This is a genomic window from Aestuariibacter sp. GS-14 (assembly GCF_006494365.1).
In the GTDB taxonomy this organism is placed as follows: Bacteria; Pseudomonadota; Gammaproteobacteria; order Enterobacterales; family Alteromonadaceae; genus Alteromonas; species Alteromonas mangrovi.
Genome location: NZ_VHIP01000015.1, coordinates 24,002 through 43,156, shown reverse-complemented (window position 1 = coordinate 43,156; position 19,155 = coordinate 24,002). Strand labels below are relative to the sequence as shown.

The following is a 19,155-nucleotide window of genomic DNA, read 5'->3' as shown; positions in this document are numbered from 1 at the left end:
TAATCCTTTAGTGCGGCTGGCTACAGCCAGCCGGGTAAATATAATTGGCTAGTCGCATGCCTGTATACTTCTCATACAAGCCTACGCGCACAAATGGGCTACTGAATACTGCCGGTGCCTGGTAGCGCCAGTCGGGGCCCAGTTGCCTTGTTTCATCTACTTTTATCACCAACATCTCGCGCAGCGGGCTATGGGTAGGCGGCAAGTGAAAATTAATTACCTGACCCTGCGCTATGCAGGTTAGCTCCGGCAGCAGGGGAATGCTGTGGTCGGGCAACGCATTGGTGCTTTGCGATGAATCGGCGCCGTCGGCATTTTCATCGTTATCGGCGTAGTCATAGGGGTTATCAGTATCTTCGGTTTCCATTTGCCCTGAGTCATCCTCAGGGGGTTGTGCGCTGTCGTCTTCCTCCGGGTAGGTATACGCGTCATCATCGTCTTGCCCGTTAGGCCCCCGCCTGCGCTTTGCATCTTCCCATTCCGGATCGGTATTGCAGCTCTCACCACCAAACAAGGCTCCTAATTGCGCAAATTGCGCCAGCGTTTGTTCAGAGGTATCCCCCGCAGACATCGCCAGTGCCTGAGCAATGCCCAAATCCTGCATGTTAAACTGCGCCACTTTTGCGCGAAAATGAAAGCTAAAGGGTGTAGCAGGCAGAATAGACTGTTTACCCGTGAGCCGGTGTCCTTCAATGGCTTGCCCCGAGATCACGCCTTGCACAAAACCGCCGTCGGTGGCGGTAATGGTATAACTGGCAGGGGGCGGCGCAACCGGGTCGCCTTCGCGCGGCTCGTCCGGATCGCACAGGTTATCGCGGTTTTCGTCGTTGCAGCCGTTGGTGAACAGGTTATACGCCCCCACCGTTGCATTCAGTACGCCCAGCAGTGAGCCCAGTTGCGGCGCCTGCCCCGACGCCACCACAATGGTTGAATCCTCATTACCCGCATGCAACATATGGCTGGGCTGGTTGTTAGTGTCGTTGTAGCGGGTAACATACACATTGTTGCCTTCCCACTGCTGCCCATAGGCGTTTAAGCGCCATTCGCACCCGCAAGACAAACGCATATCACGGGTAAGTACCATGCCTTTGGGTGAGCGGGCTTCAATACGTACCTGTTCGCCTTTTTTAGCGTTGGCGGGCGCCTCATACAGGCCGCTCTGATTAATTTGCCCTGGCCCCTGCGCCACCCGCCAGCTTATACCCGGCATGCTCTTACCGCCGGTTATCGGCACTGAGAACGTTACGCTGCTATCAGGTTCAATACAGCCGGTGCCGGGCACTATGGCAGTAGGGTCGATGCGCGCTTTTGCCGATATTTCTGGCCGGCTTTTTAATGAAGCCGTTACGTGCACCGGAAACAACTGCATGTTGCTTAGGGTGGTTACATCCAGTGTGTATGCCCACTGCGGATAGCCGTTTATGGTAAGGCGTTCGGGTTTACTGGATAGCGTAAACTGATGCCCACCCGGTAAAGTATCTACGTTCACTGCAAACTGAGGCGGCAGCGCCTGCTCTTCACCACCCCAAGCAATGAATAACCGCACCGATTCACCGGGCATCACAATGGGATTGGCTGGGCTAATGTAAAGCCCTTGGCTTTCTCTTACCCGCACTTCGTACTCTGCCGTGGCGTTGGTGTTACCAAACTTGCCTGAACGGGTGTACGCATTTAGCAGCACCCGGCCTGCCGCCGACGCCTGATACACCATGAGTCCGTCTTCCGGAAAATCCACCGTAACCACGCCGGTTTTAGACAGTTTCAAATCCACATAGCCGCGCTGATAAATATTCACCGGCGGATAAGTAAATGGCGCAATCACACCATTGCCCGGCAGTTTTTCAATGATCTTACCCAGTATTGTCCACTTTGACGTATCGAGTACCCCTTCCAGCATGCCGTCGTTCAGGTGGGCTTTTTGTAAGGTACGCTGAAACTGTTGTTCGGCCGCGCCAGTGAGTGGTCGCCCCAGAATTTCGTGATTTGCGGTTCGCCGGGCGTGAGATCCAGAGCGCGCGCCTGCCACCTTATTCACTGGTAACACCTGCAATACAAAGTCCAGTGCAATCTTGCTCATATCCAGCCCTTTGGCCTTGGGCGTTACCCAAATCGCATTCACTACACCGCTATCGGGTTTAGACTGAACGTAAATAAGGTTGTTCGACGCGTCTATTTTCATGTCGATCATCGCGTTGGGATACAGGCCGTCGCGCAGTTTGTCCAGCATGGTCCACAGGAACAACCCCTCGCCTACCCGGCTGTAAAAAGAGGCAAGTAGCTTGGCACCATGTGCCGTGGCAAGCGCACTGCCTGCAGTAAGTAATGAGCCCGCCGCGTCGCGATATATCTGCACATCGGGCAATAAGCCGGTTTCAGAGTGAAACTGTGCATACATGGCTTCCGACAACGACCTGGCATCCTTAAATACGGCAATGTTAAGTGACGGCGCAGGGGCATTTGTGCTGGCATTCACCTGCATTTGAAGCGCGGTGTCGTGTAGTTCAGGCTCGTATAACAGCGGGGTTAATGCTGTGTGGGGATACCATTGGCGAAGCGCCGCATCGGGCAGCCGCCACAATTGCGACTGCGGCGGCATGGGTTCGGTGTTATCCGGCGCTCGCAATGCCTCAGCCCTTAAATCAAGGTCGTTGTACATGGTTTCCAATATGCCAGTGGCAAATAACAAGCCTTCCATGAGTGCCAGCGATTCACTTAATTCGGGGTCGGCACGCAACTGCGCCAGCGCATTGGCAAAACCGTTTGGATCGTCATTGTCGTACAGCGATGCAGAAAATGCCGCCAGCACCTGCCATGCCGGCACGCCGCTGTCGGTTTGGGTACTCAGACTCTCGTAATCCTGACCCAATGGCACGCTTTCGTTATCTACGCCTTGGCGTAGCAACGCTAACATGGCATCAAACGCGCCATCAGCCCGCTGCAACGGTGCAATGTTAACGGTAACCGCTGGGCAGGCAGTCTCACCATTGGTTAACACAATTTGCGCCTGCCCGCCCTGCCACGGCAACGCTGGGTGCCATAACAGGTTAAAATGCAGCTTACTGGCATCGCCTTCAACAGGTAACAGGTAGCCGTCATGCTGGCCGGTTTTTACCCAGGCAAATAAACCCGATGGATCCGCTACGGGTACATCAGGTGAGCTTACTACCTCGCCCGGATTCAGGGTTGCCCCCTGGTTACCGGTATAGATCACCGGGCAACGGGTATCGGCAAGTACCGGCCCCTGCCAGAGCAGCAGCAAAACCATTAATTTCAGAACGCGCATAACAAACAATCACTCACACTGGGTATTGGGGTTTACCTGATTAATCGCAAAGCGCACTGAAAAGCGGACAAGGTGGTGGAAAAAACACAAACAGGGCTTGTTATTTTTTGGAGTAGTCGCACACAATACAGGCAGTTGGCTTTAATGGACGGTTTGGAAAATGGATGTAATTGAAACGTTTGAGAAGTTAGTGGCACTCCCAGCTGCACAGCGCGACGTTGAACTGGCCGCCATTAAAACCGTGTCACCCCGTATTGCAGATACCCTGCACAAAATGCTGTTTGTTTATGATTCTGATAAGCCGCAACATCACGAGCCCTTGCCCTATGATCAATTGGGCGTGTGGCGCTTGCAGGAAAAAATAGCCACCGGCGGCAGCGGTAACATTTATTTGGTTACCCGCAACGACGATGTACACAAAGAACCCGCCGCCCTGAAGCTAGTTAAGCAACCGCAAGAGAGCGACACCAATCTGTTTGCCTTGGAGCGACGCCGTCTGGCTAAACTCAACCACCCGAACATTGCCAGGCTCATCGACGGTGGCAAAACCCCCGACAATACGCTGTTTATGGTAGTTGAATATCTTAAGGGTTGCGATCCAGTGGAATACTGCCAGCAGCACCAATTGCCTCAGCGGGAACGTCTGAAACTGTTTTTACGGATTTGCGAGGCGGTAGCATATTTGCATAGTTTTGGGTTAATTCACCGCGATATCAAACCAGAAAACATGATCGTAGCCGAAGACGGCTCGCTAAAGTTGCTGGATTTTGGGATCAGCGCTGAACCCGGGGATGCACAGACGAAAGAGGCGGGTACACCAGCTTATTCGGCACCAGAAGTGTGGCAGCAGGCCACGCCTGAGGTAACCCAGGATATCTATAGCCTTGGACTGGTGCTGTATAGCCTGTGTTCCGGTGACAAACCCGGACGTAATCAATCAAACCTGGGGCTGCTGGTAAAAGCCATGTTTGCCGAATCAGCGCTACAACATACTCAGTTAGCTTTATTGCCGGGTGAGCTGGCCGCCATCATCAACAAGGCCTGCGCAACTCATCCTCAGCAGCGTTATTCGTCGGTGCTTGCTTTGCGTCAGGACATTGAAGCTCTGCTGGATAAACGCCCTGTTAAACATTACGGCGGCATGGCTTATGTACTGCGTTGCTTTGTGCGGCGCAATCCATGGGGAAGTGTGCTGGCATTTACCGTTGCCTGCTTACTAGGCGTAGCGTTGATTCAGGGGCAGCGCGCCATTATTGAACGCGACCAGCTAAGCCGCAGTGAACAGCGCATGGCCGTTACCAAACATTACCTGTCGCAGGTGTTCAGAAATTCATTAGCCGAAGGACAATTTTTACCGGCTGATGCTGCGCTGGAAGCCACCATTAACGACCTGCTCAGCCAGCTTCCCAACAATGCCACGCAGTTACTGCCGGTGTTAGTTGAAATGGGCAGGCTCTATCAGGACATGAATAAACCCGAACACGCCGTAGCCGTATTTGTAAAAGCAGAGCCTTTTGTAAGCCAGGGCGACGCCTATCAGCAGGCGTGGTTTTATTTTGGCTACGCCGAGGCACTAAACGGCGTAAATCGGGATCAGGATGCCACGCTCGCACTCGATAAAGCAGCAGCGTTTTTTGAGCGTAATCAACAGGAATTCAACTACGAGTATTTTTTGGTTAGAAAACTCAGCAATCATCTTACGGTAGTAAAGGCCGCCAGAGATGAGGCCGGATTAAACCAAGCCATTACCCGCTTAACCCAGCTCATAGACGAAGCTGAGCAGCAGTACCCAAATAACACCGGCACCATCGCCAGTTTGTATGGATCACTGGCAAAATCGTACATTCTGAACGGCCAGTGGGAAGCCGGTTCCGCCCATGCAAATCAGGCATTACAGTTAATGCAACGCGATGGTTTAGGCAAAAGCAGTGGGTATTTTGCCACCCAGAATTTACTGGCTTATGCCATGGATTCCAGCGGCAAACACAGTGAAGCCAAACAGTTACTCGAAGAAGTGGTTCGTGCCCGTCGGCAAAGCCTGGGCCCATCGCTTTTTGCAACGGCAGAAATCAACGGGTTGATTAACTTAAAACTGGACGCCGGTGAATTAGAGGAAGCCAAACAGCTGGCAGAAATGGCATTGGCAGACATGCAAACACTGGCGCTGTCGGAGCATCAGGTAGCGTTTGGTATAGAAGCGCAGTTGTGTGAAATTGACGCGCTGCTGGGCCTTGGCAGCTCAACCTGTTTTGATGTCCTGTTCAACAAAGCATTGCAGTCGGAACTGGAAACAGAAGCCAAGCTTAAAACCGCCCTGCAAAGTGCGTACTTTTACTTTTCATCACAAGAGGACAAGGCAGCTACACTAGCTGTGCTCGAAAAAGCACGGGAACATGTGTCGGCAGAGTTTGCCGGACGGCTGGCCAGTTTCTAGCGTAACTGCTCGCTTAACGTTACGCACAACCAGCTTCTGGCTTTTTGCCAGTCGCGCCGCACGGTGCGTTCATTTATGCCCAGCAAGCTGGCGGTTTCCTGCTCGGTTAAGCCAGCAAAGAACAAACATTCTACTACCCGGGCAAGCCGCTCGTTTTCTTTTTCCAGCGCAATAATGGCTTGGTCAAGCTCAAGCAACCAGTCTCCGGGTGGTGTTTGCCCGTCCAGAATTGTGACCCAGCTTTGCAAGTCCAGCGCATTGCGTTTACTGGACGTTTGCGAACGAATGTAGTCGATAAGGGCAAATCGCATTGCCTTGCTGGCGGTGCGCAAAAAGTGGTTTGCGTCTTGCCAGTTGTGTACATCGCGAAGCCGTAAAAACGATTCATGCACCAGCACTGTAGTACACAATGTTTCGCTACCAGTGCCAATGATCCATCGCTGTGTGCTGGCTACCTTTTTTAATTGCTCGTAAAGACTGGCAGTTAACTGCTCAACCGCAGCAGTATCGGTTTGATAGTTAAGATTACTTACACTCAAGGCTTTACTCCTCACCTCCATGAGAAGCTCAGTATTTCATGCTTTTGATGCGAGTACAAAATGTGTTGGCGGATCCGTTGCGGATTATGTGAGCGTGTAATTTAAGCGCGGGCTGAGTAGGCAGAAGTGAGCGGCATTGCTGAATGAAGATAACGGGTTGCCACGGATGAATTTATGCGTTCGCAGTTATTTTCACTTCTGGTGCATTGGCGAAATTCCATTGACTTGCATTGCCATCACTCATAAAGAGAATGGCGCACCCGATAGGATTACTCGGCGCGTCCTGCGCCTCGCCCTTCGGGCCGCGCTAAAGCGCGTTCAAAATTGCTCCCTGCAATTTTGTCGAACTTAGGTTCTCATCCACGGAATACAGCAGACACAAAAAAACCAGCACAAGGCTGGTTCTTTTATATCTGGCGCACCCGATAGGATTCGAACCTATGACCTTTGCCTCCGGAGGGCAACGCTCTATCCAGCTGAGCTACGGGTGCGTACTTTATGAACTTGTTTCTGACCCGTCCCTGGTGGGTCATTCCAGCCGCAACGTCCTGTTGCGGCGTTGCGTGCCTTTCGGCGTGACGTTAAGTCACCCCGAATCGCCTGAGGCGAACGGTACTCACCCAGCTGAGCTACGGGTGCGTATTGAGTGGCGCATTATAAGAGGTCGGCTGCAAGATTTACAGTAAAAATTCAAATGGGGTGTTGGGTTGGTTGGTTTTTGGTCAATGCACACAGGTTTTGCTTATTCCTTTCGAATACCCTAGGCTGGTTAACTCGTTCAATACCCGGGTATTTTATGCGTAAACTACTGTGTTTTGCCTCACCGTTTTTAGCCTGTTTTGTGGTAGGAATTAACGTGTGTAGCGCCGATGAACAAAGTGATTTGGCGTTTTATGAAGATGTGTTTAGTGCGGCGCCTTACGAACCGGCTGATACTTCGCATTATTTACCCTCGTGTGTGCGGGCGCTGGATTCTGCTGACTATAAAACGGTTGCGGAGTCTGGGATGAGTGCGGGTTGGCACAATCGTGTTGCCCATGACTGGGCCTTTTTTAACGTACCGGCTTCGCAAAGTAAGATTACGGTGATCGACTACGCGCAAACCCCTTCAGGCCTGGGGTATCGCTATTTAGCCAATGCCAATACACAGAGTGTGGTGTATGAGCCCTGGAGCTCGTCTAAGGTAATGGCCATTGTAGGGGCGCTCAGCAAATTTGAACCGGGTGTTGCGGCAGATACCTTGGTAGGTAATGCGCATTTGGCCGATTTGGTAACCAGTGTACACAGCTATGCCGAAGCGGGCGTGGCCGATGGCAATTCCAATGCCATTGCAACGTACTTTGCCAATGTGGCGGGGCGCGATTATTTAACGCAGTTGTTTCATAGTGGCTGGATAAACACGCCAAACGCCAATGTGCGATTTCGTGGGGCTTATGGGCCGGTGGCGTTTATGCCTGAATCTGACTTATGGACTTCCGCGTCGCTGAGCTATTCCCACCCCGTTGCACACTATGCGGAAGGGCCAGACGATCCGGGTTATCAATCCTATCGCTGCGACGATTGCGGACTAACCGGTAACAAGCCAATGTCTACGCTGGCCGAAGCGGAGTTTTTAAAGCGCTTGATGTCGGGCGAACGCGAACCACTCACACAATTACCTGGGTTTGATAACAGCGACCTCACCATGCTGCTTTATGCGCCGGGCCATAACAGTGCGGCTGGCAACGTGGGCGGTATGATGTCGGGAATTGGGCTTATGCTGGCGCGTTCAATTGCTGCTACCCTGGCGCCAGGTGATAAACGCGAACCTAACGTGGTGCTGGATGAACTCACTGCGGGGAAATGGCGTATATTCCAAAAAATCGGCGCAGGCCCCAGTGAAACCCGGCAACAGGGTGAAACAGTACTGCTTGCGCATGTCTGTTTGCCTATGGTTCAGGGCGGCCGGGAATTTACGTTAGCCGTGCAGTCAGAAGTGCCAGGCATTAACGATGCAGCGGTTGGCAGGGCGGCTATGGCTATGCAAGCCACACTGGATCAAAGCATGGCACAATTGCTTGCACACTAATCTGCTCTGTTTTTACATTGGACGGCCTGAATATTGGCAGGTGCGGTGATCTAAATGCCTGTGAGGCGGCTAAAAAATGCAGTTTTCTACATATTTTGTTGTAGTTTGGCTAATCAATTAGTCTCAAACAGTTGTCGCCGCCGTTTTAACCTTTATAATCATGCGGATTAATGTTTTTAAGACCGTATTGCCTGGAGACGAAAGTGAAATTAAAAACTTTGTTAGCTATGGGCGCTGCTTTTTTTGCAGTTTTCGCAGTAAATGCGCAACAAATGTCTAACGACGCAATTAAAGAGCGTATTAAGCCAGTGGGTGCTGTTCACGTTGCTGGCGCGGCTGCCGCTGCTCCTGCAGGCGCTTTGTCTGGTGAAGATGTTTACAAAAAAGCGTGCATAGCGTGTCATGGCTCTGGTGTGCTGGGTGCACCTCGCTTACACAACGCAGCAGACTGGAAACCGCGTCTTGATCAAGGTTTCGACACCGTTTTATCTCACGCCATTAATGGCTTCAATGCAATGCCTCCTCGCGGTACCTGTGGCGCGTGTAGCGATGATGATATCAAAGCTGCCATCGAGTACATGACCGAAGGCGTATAAGCTGATTTAGCCAGTCTGAGCCAATTCTGCGCTCAGGTAAGCGCTTCTCACTGCTGCAAAAATTTGCCTTATTTTTAGAATTCTGGCGCTTGAATAAGCGCTAGAATTTTTGTTGCGAATAAGGTACGTTAATCGTTTACCGTGTGCAGGAGCGCTGGCAGCAAATTTCATGTCATCCGATTCGTCAAAATATGAGTTGTCTGAAGAGGAGTTAAGGGAGCTTATTCCTCAACTTCAACAACTTACCGACAAATATAAACGTGCCGAACGCGTTCAAAAGGCACTGTTTAATATTTCTGAATTAGCCAGTTCGGTGAGCAATTTGTCTCATCTGTATACGGCTATTCACGAAATTATCGGCGACTTTATGGAAGCTGAAAATTTCTTCGTTGCGTTTTGCGACGCCGACAGTGAATACGTGAACATGGCGTATTTTGTTGACGAATTCGACGAGCAAGTAATTAAGCAACTCCCCGCAGAAAAGCTCAAGCACGGCTTCACTGGTTACATACTCAATACCGGCAACCACATCTTTTATCGCAACGAAGACAAAGAAGAATTCAAGCGACAGGTTCAGGTTGAGGAAATTGGCAGCCCGCCACATGAATTACTGGGCGTCCCCTTAAAACGTGGTAACCAGGTGATTGGTGCCATGGTGGTACAAACTTACGATCCCAATGTGGCCTACACCCACGAAGATTTAGAGGTATTGCTGTTCGTATCTCAGCACATTGTTACCACGGTAGACCGGGTTAAAAACCGCGAGTTAACCGAGCGCACTATTCGTGAACGCACACGCCAGTTACGCCAAATCAACGACGACTTACAAGAAGAAATTCTGGAACGCCAAAAGGTAGAGTCGTTGCAACAAGCACTGTTTGAAATATCGGAATTGTCGGCCACCGCCGGCAAGGATATGGATTCGTTTTACGAGGCACTGCACGATATTCTGGCCCGCTTGATCAGTGCACCAAACTGTTACATTGCCACGCTGGATGACACCCGCGAGTACCTGGATTTTCCGTATTTTAGCGATACCCAGGCGTTAATGCCGGGTCGCCGGGCATTGGGCCTTGGCCTTACCGAATTCGTTATTCGCCGGGGACAGGCTGAACTAATTGACCCATCGCGTATTTTATCGCTCACAGAATCGGGTGAAATTGATGTATCGGTAGCCCAGGAAATTTTGCAACAAGCAAACTCCTGGCTGGGTTCACCACTGATTATCGACGGCGAAGTTTACGGTGTGATTGCCGTGCAAACCTACGGTAAGTCGGCCAAGTACACGCCGCGCGATCTGGAATTACTGCGCTTTGTATCGCACCACATTGCGGTAGCATTGGAGCGCAAATTCAGGGCAGATGCGATTCAGGCATACAACGAGCAGCTGGAAGAGCGCGTTGAAGCCCGCACGCAGGAGCTAAACGAAGCCAACGAAGTGTTACGCCAGCAAATTGAAGAACGTAAAGAAATTGAGCGCAAGCTGATCCACGACGCCCATCACGATGCGCTTACCGACTTGCCCAACCGCGCTATGTTTACCAGCCGCCTTGAACTGGCCATTGCCAACAAGCAGCGCCATCCAGAAAACATGTTTGCAGTGCTGTTTATCGATCTGGACCGCTTTAAGATCATTAACGATACACTGGGTCACCATGCCGGCGACGAATTCTTAATTGAAGTGTCCAAACGCATCACCCACTGTATTCGCGGTCACGATTTACTGGCCCGTTTAGGTGGCGATGAATTTGTGTTGTTGCTGGACGCCTTTGCCGATTCCAATGATGTGCAGGAAGTGTCTGCGCGCATTATCCAGTCTATTTCTGAGCCGTTTATTTTAGACGGCAAAGAAATGTATTCGGGTGCGAGTATTGGCATTGCACATCTTGAAAACTACTACCGTAGCGCCGACGAAGTGATCCGCGACGCCGACGCAGCCATGTATCAGGCCAAATCACTGGGCCGTGGCCGTTATGTGATGTTCGATAAAAGTATGCGCGAGCGCTTACTGGAAGAACTGGAGCTGGAAAACGAATTTCGCCGTTCGCTGCGCGATTCGGAATTTGAGTGCTATATACAGCCGATTGTTGATCTTCGTAATCAGCAGCCGCTTTACCACGAAATTTATGTTCGCTGGGTACACCCCACCATTGGCAAAGTGGCGCGCGAGCAATTCCGCCAGGTTGCCGAGCACAGTGGTTTGATCCTCGATTTGGATATGTATCAGCTTCGCACTGCATGTCAGCTATTAGCATCGTGGCCGAAAACCGCCCACGCCGGACGCGAGCCGCGTATTGGCGTTAACGTGTCTATTAACCACTTGTTGCAAGCTTCGCTGGTTAACAAGATCCTGGCCATTATTAATGAGTCGGGCGTGAAGCCGTCGCAGTTGGTATTTGAGTTTGACGAAAACGATTTGAATCGCCGTTCGCAGTACATATTGCCTGCTATTAAAAAGCTCAAACGCGCCGGTGTAACGCTGGTACTGGATAACTTTGGTAGCGGACTGGCGTCACTGAGCTATTTGTTCTCGTACCCCTTCGATTTTATCAAGATAGACCACCGGTTTATTAAGTCGCTGCCACGCTCACTGCGCAACGTAAAACTGATCCAGTCGGTTATGTTAATTTCGGGCCATTTGAAGTTTGATGTGATCGCAGAAGGGATAGATTCCATCTCGCAACTGGACGCCCTCAAAGAAATTGAGTGTGTATACGGACAAGGACGATTCCTTGAGCCACCGCAGTTGCTGCCCAGCATGCAGGTAAATACAAAAAGCCATAGCTCAGAAGCCAAATAAGCCCACCAACCAGGCTAAACGGCGCACACGCTAACTTTTCGACTGCCCTAACATACTGCGTAAATTGGCAATACTCGCCTGCCCTTTTTGCTGGCGCTCTTCTGCTGTTACGGTTTTCTTTTTATCTTCCCATTGCAGATCGTCGGGTGGCAGCTCATACAGGAAGCGGCTGGGCTCGGGCTGGATCAGTTCACCGAACTGACGACGTTCTTTCGACAACGTAAAAATGAGTTCGCGCTGAGCTCGGGTAATGCCCACGTAGGCCAACCGGCGCTCTTCTTCTACGTTGTCTTCATCAATGCTGCTCTGATGCGGCAGCAATCCCTCTTCCATGCCAACCAGGAACACAATAGGGAATTCCAAACCTTTAGAGGCGTGTAAGGTCATCAGCTGAACCTGATCGGCTTCACCGTCTTCTTCGCCACGCTCCATCATGTCACGCAGGATCAGGCGGTTTACCACCTCCTGTAACGTCATGGGCGCATCAAGTTCATTGCCTTCCAGCATGTCGGTTACCCAGCCAAATAACGTACTCACGTTGGCCATGGCCATTTCTGCCGCCTTAGGGCTTGGGCTATGTTCGTACAACCATTCTTCATAACTCATTGCGCGGATCATGCCGCGCAGTGTGGCGGCGGTATCTCCGCGAACAGCTTCATCCGACAGCGTAACAATCCAGCGCGCAAAGTTGTGTACCGCCAGATAGCCCTTGCCGCTTAATACGCTGTTTAAACTGTCGTGACAGGCCGCTTCGAACATCGACACACCCAGGTGGTTGGCAAAGTTACCCAGTTTTTCCAGGGTTGCCCTGCCTACGCCCCGGCTTGGGGTGTTAATAATACGCAATAACGCGTTGTCGTCGTCCTGATTCACCAGCAGGCGAAGGTAAGACATGATGCCTTTAATTTCGGTGCGTCCAAAGAACGACATCCCACCGCTGATTTTGTAGGGAATACGGTTACTCATCAGCAACTTTTCAAACAACCGGCTTTGGTGGTTACCCCGATACAAGATGGCGTAATCTTTGAACTGCGTGCGATTGGTAAACTTATGCGCCAGCAGTTCTGCCACCACCCGCTCAGCTTCGTGCTCTTCGTTTTTTGCCACCAGTACGCGCAGGTGATCACCGTAGCCCAATGCTGAAAACAGGGTTTTGTCGAAGATATGCGGGTTATTTTGGATCAGGATATTCGCGCAGTGCAGAATGCGACCGGAGGAGCGGTAGTTTTGCTCAAGCTTGATTACCTTCAGGCGCGGGAAATCTTCCTGCAACAGGTTCAGGTTTTGTGGTCTGGCGCCCCGCCAGGAGTAGATAGACTGGTCATCGTCGCCCACCACGGTAAACCTTGCGCGCTCACCCACCAGCAGTTTTACCAGTTCATACTGACTGGTGTTGGTGTCCTGGTACTCATCCACCAGCAAATAGCGAATGCGCGACTGCCATTTGGTACGTGCCGCTTCGTTGGCTTTCAGCAACAACGTGGGCAGCATAATAAGGTCGTCGAAATCTAAGGCGTTGTACGCTTTTAAGTGATTCTGGTATTCCTGATAGTAACCAGCGAATTCTTTTTCACCCTGACTGGTCGCCTTTTTTAGCAGCACATCAGGCGTGAGCAGGTCGTTTTTCCAGTTTGAAATGCACGACTGCAAGAGTTTCAGCTGATCTTTATCGCCGTCTATGGAATGTGCGGTCAGGTCGTTCAGCAGTGCCATGGTGTCTTTATCGTCGAACAACGAGAAACCCGATTTTAACCCCAGCGCTTTTACTTCTGACTTGATAATGTTTAAGCCCAAAGTGTGAAAGGTAGACACCTTCAGACCTTTGGCCTCAGGTTTACCCAGCGTTTGTGCCACACGCTCTTTCATTTCCCGCGCCGCTTTATTGGTAAACGTTACCGCCGCAATGTAGCGCGCTGGCATGTCGCAATTGCGTACCAGGTGGGCAATTTTATTGGTGATCACCCGGGTTTTACCACTGCCCGCACCGGCCAGCACCAAACAGGGGCCGGACACATAAGTAACAGCAGTTTCTTGGGCGGGATTTAATTTCATGTACGCAAATAGCTCGTAAAAGGCTCGGTGAATTTAGTTTCAGACTCAGATGCGCATAGCGAACACGCAGGAGCGGTATTGTAATCGACCCCGCGCAATAATCCGAGTGTTGATTGTATTGCAAATCACTTTAGAATAGAGCTTCACGTAAAACGCAATATCAGGACACCCACATGTTAGATCCAAAGAAACTGGAAGAGATTGCCCGTCAGATTGCCGATTCTGTTCCGCCCGGCGTAAAACACATGGCCGAAGAAGCGGAAGGAAAAATTAAGCAGGTGTTACAGGCACAACTGTCTAAACTGGATTTAGTTACACGTGAGGAGTTCGACATTCAAACTCAGGTGTTAATTCGCACCCGCGAAAAGCTGGAAGCCATGGAAAGCCGCATCGCTGCCCTTGAAGCCCAGCAAGCCGGTAAATAGCCAGCTACAGCGCGAACGCGTAGTCGGCTGCTAATCCTATGGCAATCACCATGCCCACATAGTGGTTGTCGAGGAACGCTTTAAAGCAAGCGTCTCTGTCGCGAAAACGTATGCTGTAATGTTGGTGAATAAACAGCATAGCAGCCGCAAGCAGTCCCACGTAAGCAAGCAAGCCCCGCCCGGTTAGTTCAAACACGACTGCCAGCATAGCCAGCACAATGATATCTAACGTGCCGACAATCAGTTTGTCGAACCGGCCAAACAAAATGGCACTGGATTTAATGCCAATGATCACGTCGTCGTCGCGGTCGACCATCGCGTACAAGGTATCGTAAGCAATCGTCCACAGCAGATTAGCGATGAATAGCAGCCAACCCCAGGCGGGAATATCGCCGTACACCGCCATAATGGCCATGGGAATCGACCAGCCATAAGCCGCACCTAACACAGCTTGAGGCAAATACGTATAACGCTTCATAAAGGGGTAGCAGGCGGCGAGTCCAAGCGCCACTACCGACAATAAGATAGTTTGCCAGCTAAGCTGTAAAACCAGCACGAACGCCACGCCAATGAGCATGGCGAACAATTGTAATGCTTCTTTCTCGGTAACATCCCCTGCCACCAGCGGGCGTGTATTCGTGCGTTTAACACTGCCATCGAAGTGCCTGTCAGCATAGTCGTTGATCACACACCCGGCCGAACGCATCACTACCACGCCCAGCGTAAACACCACCAGTTCCAGCAGCGGCGGCATGCCTTTGGCTGCCAGCATTAACGCCCACAATGTAGGCCAGAACAGCAGGTAAATACCTATGGGCTTATCCAGCCGCATTAAGCGTTTATAGTGAGGAAGGTTTTGTAGCGTCAACAACATGTTTTACAATCAAAGTACTCTGCCGCGAACAGGCTATTTAGCTCTGTTTCAGGGCTTAATGCTTAAAAATGGCAGTGTAACACCCTTTAAAGCCTACGACATTAATCTAAAGTAGGTTGTACGTGTTCGTTCTCTCAACTAGAATTTAAGCAATTAAATTTTCTGGAAATCTTCTTAATGAAGCAATTTGCTCTGCTGGTTATGTTAGTGGGCTCCATATTCTTCGCCACCCCGGCGCTTGCCCAGGACAAACCTTCTTACGCCTATATTGGTATTGAACCTGAAATTGTTACCAATTACCTGGGCACCAGTGCTATTAAACTGGGCTACGTTCGGGTAATGATTGAAGTGATGGTAGGCAACGTTGATCAACTCGAGTTAGTTGAACACCACATGCCATTGCTGCGCTCTACTGCGATTGAAATTTTTGGCCGCCAGCCAGAAGAAAAAGTGAAGTCACTAACCGGACGCGAAGACATTCGCCGGGCTATTTTGGCTGCGTTTCAGGATTCTATGTCGAAAGAAACCGGCGCTCCGGTGATTAAAGAAATTATCTTTACCAAGTACCTGCATCAAAGCTAGCGCGATACGAGGTGCGAATGAACTGAACGGCAATACGGTGTATTGCCGTTTTTGTTTTATCTGTCTGCACCGGTTTCCGCTTACTGTGCGGGACTGGCCTTGTTACCCGAGCCCAGGTGCAACATCCAGGCAATGATACACCCGCTGATTAAGCCGGCAGTATGGGCCGCATTGGCCATGCTCACCCACAGAATATCGACATAGCCGAGCACCAGCCACAACAGCATAAAGCCAATTACCGGTTTAGGCAGGTTAATCCCCCAAGTAGGGCGAAGCCAGCCAATGATCCAAACAAAGCCCAGTACACCGTACACCACGCCAGACAAGCCACCAAAGTTGGGCCCTGCAGCGATCAGTTGCGCCAGGTTACTCACTACCGCAGTAATGACAAATAGCAGAATCAAAAAACTGCTACCCAGCTTGTGTTCAATACGCCCACCCAGCATGCACCACCACAGCAGGTTAAACACAAAGTGCAGCATACTGAAATGGATAAACGCAGGCCCAAGTAATCGCCACCACTGGTTATTTTGAGCAAGCTGCCCCAGCGGCTGAATCATTAGCTGGTCTTTAATAAAGGGGAACAAGCCCAGAAACGACAACACAAACACAGCGGTGCAGATAAACAACATTGACCCGCAAAATGGTGCTCTGCGAAGCCAGATCAGCCAGCGTTTTGTATCGAATGTGGGTTTGGATGGTGTAATAACATCAGTGCGTTCAGAGTGTTGCCAGGCCGCCTGCTGATACTTTGGATCGTTAGGGGCCTTCACGAACGCATGACAAATTGCCAATGCCTTATCCATGTCCTGCTCGTTATGAAGCTGCACGACGTATTGGTCTTGTGCGGCGTCGTGAACAACTGTGACATCGATATATTGGGAAGTTAAATAGCTCGCCAGCAGGTCGGCATACCGTAGCTGGCGAATCGCTATGAGGGGTTTGGCCACTGTTAATTGGTTGCCACAGGTTGACCTAATCGCCAGCCTTCAAAACCGCCGTCCATGCTGTATACCTGTTCATAGCCCTGTCCAACCAGGTATTGCGCTGCCTGTTGGCTGCTTACACCGTGGTAGCACACCACTACCACGGGCTGAGTTTTGGGTGTGTTTTCCATAAACTCAGCCAGGTTGTCATTCGACAGGTTAACCGCCCCTTCGATGTGACCCGCCTGAAATGAGCCGGCATCACGGATGTCGGCTACCACAACATCACCAAGTTGTTCGGCAACTTGTGCCACAGAAATATGTTTAAACGCTTGCATAATAAGAGCTACTGCCAGTTAAGGATTACTTTTCCTGAATGTCCTGAGCCCATAGTATCAAATCCCTGCTGGAATTCATCTATTGAAAACTGATGTGTAATAATGGGCGAAATATCCAGTCCGCTTTGGATAAGACTGGCCATTTTATACCAGGTTTCAAACATTTCACGGCCGTAGATCCCCTTGATCACCAGACCTTTAAATATCACCTGATTCCAGTCGATTGCTACGTCCTGGGGAGGGATTCCCAGCATGGCAATTTTGCCGCCATTGTTCATGTTGTTCAGCATATCGCGGAACGCCACTGGCACGCCTGACATTTCCAAACCAATGTCAAAGCCTTCGGTCATACCCAGTTGTTTCATAACGTCTTTCAGACTTTCATTGGCTACGTTAACCGCACGGGTGACGCCCATTTTCTCAGCCAGCGCCAGTCGATAAGGGTTGACGTCGGTGATCACAACGTGACGCGCACCTACATGACGGGCCACTGCTGCAGCCATAATGCCGATAGGGCCAGCACCGGTGATCAATACATCCTCGCCCACTAAATCGAATGACAGCGCCGTATGTACCGCATTGCCGAATGGGTCGAAAATAGACGCCAGGTCATCACTGATATTGTGCGGGATCTTAAACGCGTTAAATGCAGGAATAACCAGATATTCGGCAAACGCCCCCGCGCGATTGACGCCTACACCCTGGGTATTGCGACACAGGTGACGACGACCAGCACGGCAGTTTCGGCAGTATCCGCAGGTAATATGGCCTTCGCCTGATACCCGGTCGCCTACTTTAAAGCCTTGCACTTCCTGACCCATATCAACCACTTCACCCACGTATTCGTGACCTACTACCATGGGCACCGGAATGGTCTTCTGGGCCCAGTCGTCCCAGTTGTAAATGTGCATGTCGGTGCCACAAATGGCGGTTTTGCGAATTTTAATTAATAAGTCGTTATGCCCGACTTCTGGCTTGACAGAATCTTCCAGCCAAATGCCAGGCTTGGATTGGCTTTTTACCAGCGACTTCATGCAATAACCCCTAATTCACGACCCACTTCAATAAACGCGTCGACCGCTTTATCAACATGCTCAATGGTATGTGCAGCCGACATTTGCGTACGAATGCGCGCTTGCCCTTTCGGTACAACCGGAAACGAGAAACCAATCACATACACACCTTTCGACATCAGCTTGTTTGCCATGTCATTCGCCAGCTTAGCGTCACCGAGCATCACTGGAATAATAGGGTGATCTTTACCCGCCAGGGTAAAACCCGCAGCTTCCATACGCGAGCGGAAATGAGCTGCATTGCGCCACAGCTGTTCACGCAGGGCATGACCGTCGGCCATCATGTCGAACACTTTAAGTGACGCCGATACAATCGGTGGCGCAACTGAGTTGGAAAACAAATACGGACGTGAGCGCTGACGTAACCATTCAATTACCGCTTTGCTACCGGACGTGTAACCGCCTGACGCACCGCCCAAGGCTTTACCCAATGTGCCGGTGATAATGTCTACGCGACCCATGACGTCGCAGTATTCGTGGCTACCCCGTCCGTTATCGCCTAAAAAGCCGGTTGCATGGCAGTCGTCTACCATTACCATGGCATCGTACTTGTCGGCCAAATCACACACGCCTTTCAGATTGGCAATAATGCCGTCCATTGAAAATACGCCATCGGTAGCGATGAGAATAAAACGCGCACCATCAGCCCTGGCTTGTATAAGCTGTTCTTCCAGCGCCGCCATATCGTTATTGGCATAGCGATAACGCTTGGCTTTGCTAAGGCGTACGCCGTCGATGATGCTGGCGTGGTTCAGTGCATCAGACACTATCGCGTCTTCCGGGCCTAAAATGGTTTCAAACAATCCGCCGTTGGCATCGAAGCAAGACGGATACAAAATAGTGTCTTCAGTGCCCAGGAAGTGACTTATTTTGGCTTCCAGCGCCTTATGAATGTCTTGAGTTCCACAAATAAAACGCACGGAAGCCATACCGAAACCATGGCTGTCCAGGCCATTTTTTGCCGCTTCGATAAGTGCGGGATCGTTAGCCAGACCAAGGTAATTATTCGCACAGAAGTTTATAACGTGCGAACCGTCCTGCGTTTCAATATCGGCTTGCTGCTGCGATGAAATGACACGCTCAACTTTGTACAGCCCTTCTTCTTTGGTGGCGGCAAGTTGTGCTTCGATATGAGAAATGAATGACGCTGACATAGCGCGGCTCC

Annotated in this window: 14 protein-coding genes and 1 tRNA gene; 6 read left to right on the top strand and 9 right to left on the bottom strand. The window is 50.9% G+C overall.

Annotated features, from left to right (window positions below):
* Window positions 1-7: 7 nt before the first annotated feature.
* Window positions 8-3,283: a hypothetical protein gene (locus FJ444_RS18165; RefSeq protein WP_140960736.1), complete on the bottom strand. Its 3,276-nt coding sequence runs from the start codon at window positions 3,281-3,283 to the stop codon at window positions 8-10.
* Window positions 3,284-3,443: 160 nt separating this feature from the next.
* On the opposite strand from FJ444_RS18165, the gene FJ444_RS18160 reads away from it, so the two are divergent.
* A complete protein-coding gene (locus FJ444_RS18160; protein WP_140960734.1) occupies window positions 3,444-5,717 on the top strand; it encodes a serine/threonine-protein kinase in 2,274 nt (757 codons plus the stop codon).
* Here FJ444_RS18160 and FJ444_RS18155 read toward each other — a convergent pair.
* Both FJ444_RS18155 and FJ444_RS18150 read right to left on the bottom strand, forming a co-directional pair.
* Window positions 5,714-6,256: an ECF-type sigma factor gene (locus FJ444_RS18155; RefSeq protein ID WP_181405220.1), complete on the bottom strand. Its 543-nt coding sequence runs from the start codon at window positions 6,254-6,256 to the stop codon at window positions 5,714-5,716. The two genes, FJ444_RS18160 and FJ444_RS18155, sit on opposite strands and share 4 nt — an antisense overlap.
* 414 nt (window positions 6,257-6,670) lie before the next feature.
* Window positions 6,671-6,747, bottom strand: a tRNA-Arg gene (locus FJ444_RS18150).
* 305 nt (window positions 6,748-7,052) lie between these two features.
* Here FJ444_RS18150 and FJ444_RS18145 point away from each other — a divergent pair.
* The 3 genes from FJ444_RS18145 (at window position 7,053) to FJ444_RS18135 (ending at window position 11,720) form a co-directional block, all read left to right on the top strand.
* Window positions 7,053-8,324, top strand: a complete 1,272-nt coding sequence (locus tag FJ444_RS18145; RefSeq protein ID WP_140960730.1) for a hypothetical protein — start codon at window positions 7,053-7,055, stop codon at window positions 8,322-8,324.
* A 203-nt stretch (window positions 8,325-8,527) separates the two neighbouring features.
* A complete protein-coding gene (locus tag FJ444_RS18140; protein WP_140960728.1) occupies window positions 8,528-8,920 on the top strand; it encodes a cytochrome c5 family protein in 393 nt (130 codons plus the stop codon).
* A 169-nt stretch (window positions 8,921-9,089) separates the two neighbouring features.
* Window positions 9,090-11,720: an EAL domain-containing protein gene (locus FJ444_RS18135; RefSeq protein ID WP_140960726.1), complete on the top strand. Its 2,631-nt coding sequence runs from the start codon at window positions 9,090-9,092 to the stop codon at window positions 11,718-11,720.
* Window positions 11,721-11,750: 30 nt separating this feature from the next.
* On the opposite strand, the gene rep is transcribed toward FJ444_RS18135, so the two are convergent.
* Window positions 11,751-13,772: a DNA helicase Rep gene (gene rep / locus FJ444_RS18130; RefSeq protein ID WP_140960724.1), complete on the bottom strand. Its 2,022-nt coding sequence runs from the start codon at window positions 13,770-13,772 to the stop codon at window positions 11,751-11,753.
* A gap of 173 nt (window positions 13,773-13,945) precedes the next feature.
* Between rep and FJ444_RS18125 the strand changes: the two genes are divergently transcribed.
* Complete coding sequence (locus FJ444_RS18125) at window positions 13,946-14,197, top strand: accessory factor UbiK family protein (protein WP_140960722.1); 252 nt, start codon at window positions 13,946-13,948, stop codon at window positions 14,195-14,197.
* 4 nt (window positions 14,198-14,201) lie between these two features.
* On the opposite strand, the gene ubiA is transcribed toward FJ444_RS18125, so the two are convergent.
* The gene (gene ubiA, locus FJ444_RS18120) at window positions 14,202-15,071 is read right to left on the bottom strand and encodes a 4-hydroxybenzoate octaprenyltransferase (protein WP_140960720.1); all 870 of its coding nucleotides are present in this window, start codon (window positions 15,069-15,071) and stop codon (window positions 14,202-14,204) included.
* 177 nt (window positions 15,072-15,248) lie between these two features.
* On the opposite strand from ubiA, the gene FJ444_RS18115 reads away from it, so the two are divergent.
* Window positions 15,249-15,653: a flagellar basal body-associated protein FliL gene (locus FJ444_RS18115; protein WP_140960718.1), complete on the top strand. Its 405-nt coding sequence runs from the start codon at window positions 15,249-15,251 to the stop codon at window positions 15,651-15,653.
* A gap of 80 nt (window positions 15,654-15,733) precedes the next feature.
* Here the strand turns inward: FJ444_RS18115 and glpG are convergent, their stop codons facing one another.
* Genes glpG through FJ444_RS18095 form a run of 4 tightly spaced genes read right to left on the bottom strand, consistent with a single transcriptional unit; the run spans window position 15,734 to window position 19,144 of the window.
* Window positions 15,734-16,603: a rhomboid family intramembrane serine protease GlpG gene (gene glpG / locus FJ444_RS18110; protein ID WP_140960716.1), complete on the bottom strand. Its 870-nt coding sequence runs from the start codon at window positions 16,601-16,603 to the stop codon at window positions 15,734-15,736.
* A 2-nt stretch (window positions 16,604-16,605) separates the two neighbouring features.
* On the bottom strand, window positions 16,606-16,917 hold the full coding sequence (glpE, locus tag FJ444_RS18105) for a thiosulfate sulfurtransferase GlpE (RefSeq protein WP_140960714.1): 312 nt from the start codon (window positions 16,915-16,917) through the stop codon (window positions 16,606-16,608).
* Window positions 16,918-16,925: 8 nt separating this feature from the next.
* A complete protein-coding gene (tdh, locus tag FJ444_RS18100) occupies window positions 16,926-17,951 on the bottom strand; it encodes an L-threonine 3-dehydrogenase (RefSeq protein ID WP_140960712.1) in 1,026 nt (341 codons plus the stop codon).
* Window positions 17,948-19,144: a glycine C-acetyltransferase gene (locus FJ444_RS18095; RefSeq protein ID WP_140960710.1), complete on the bottom strand. Its 1,197-nt coding sequence runs from the start codon at window positions 19,142-19,144 to the stop codon at window positions 17,948-17,950. The genes tdh and FJ444_RS18095 overlap by 4 nt, the downstream gene beginning before the upstream one ends.
* Window positions 19,145-19,155 lie beyond the last annotated feature (11 nt).

What these genes read in the sequence shown, in the direction of transcription:
- FJ444_RS18165 (WP_140960736.1), bottom strand. Translation starts at nt 3,283, where the DNA reads ATGCGCGTTCTGAAATTAATGGTTTTGCTGCTGCTCTGGCAGGGGCCG.
- FJ444_RS18160 (WP_140960734.1), top strand. Translation starts at nt 3,444, where the DNA reads ATGGATGTAATTGAAACGTTTGAGAAGTTAGTGGCACTCCCAGCTGCA.
- FJ444_RS18145 (WP_140960730.1), top strand. Translation starts at nt 7,053, where the DNA reads ATGCGTAAACTACTGTGTTTTGCCTCACCGTTTTTAGCCTGTTTTGTG.
- FJ444_RS18135 (WP_140960726.1), top strand. Translation starts at nt 9,090, where the DNA reads ATGTCATCCGATTCGTCAAAATATGAGTTGTCTGAAGAGGAGTTAAGG.
- rep (WP_140960724.1), bottom strand. Translation starts at nt 13,772, where the DNA reads ATGAAATTAAATCCCGCCCAAGAAACTGCTGTTACTTATGTGTCCGGC.
- FJ444_RS18125 (WP_140960722.1), top strand. Translation starts at nt 13,946, where the DNA reads ATGTTAGATCCAAAGAAACTGGAAGAGATTGCCCGTCAGATTGCCGAT.
- ubiA (WP_140960720.1), bottom strand. Translation starts at nt 15,071, where the DNA reads ATGTTGTTGACGCTACAAAACCTTCCTCACTATAAACGCTTAATGCGG.
- FJ444_RS18115 (WP_140960718.1), top strand. Translation starts at nt 15,249, where the DNA reads ATGAAGCAATTTGCTCTGCTGGTTATGTTAGTGGGCTCCATATTCTTC.
- glpE (WP_140960714.1), bottom strand. Translation starts at nt 16,917, where the DNA reads ATGCAAGCGTTTAAACATATTTCTGTGGCACAAGTTGCCGAACAACTT.
- tdh (WP_140960712.1), bottom strand. Translation starts at nt 17,951, where the DNA reads ATGAAGTCGCTGGTAAAAAGCCAATCCAAGCCTGGCATTTGGCTGGAA.
- FJ444_RS18095 (WP_140960710.1), bottom strand. Translation starts at nt 19,144, where the DNA reads ATGTCAGCGTCATTCATTTCTCATATCGAAGCACAACTTGCCGCCACC.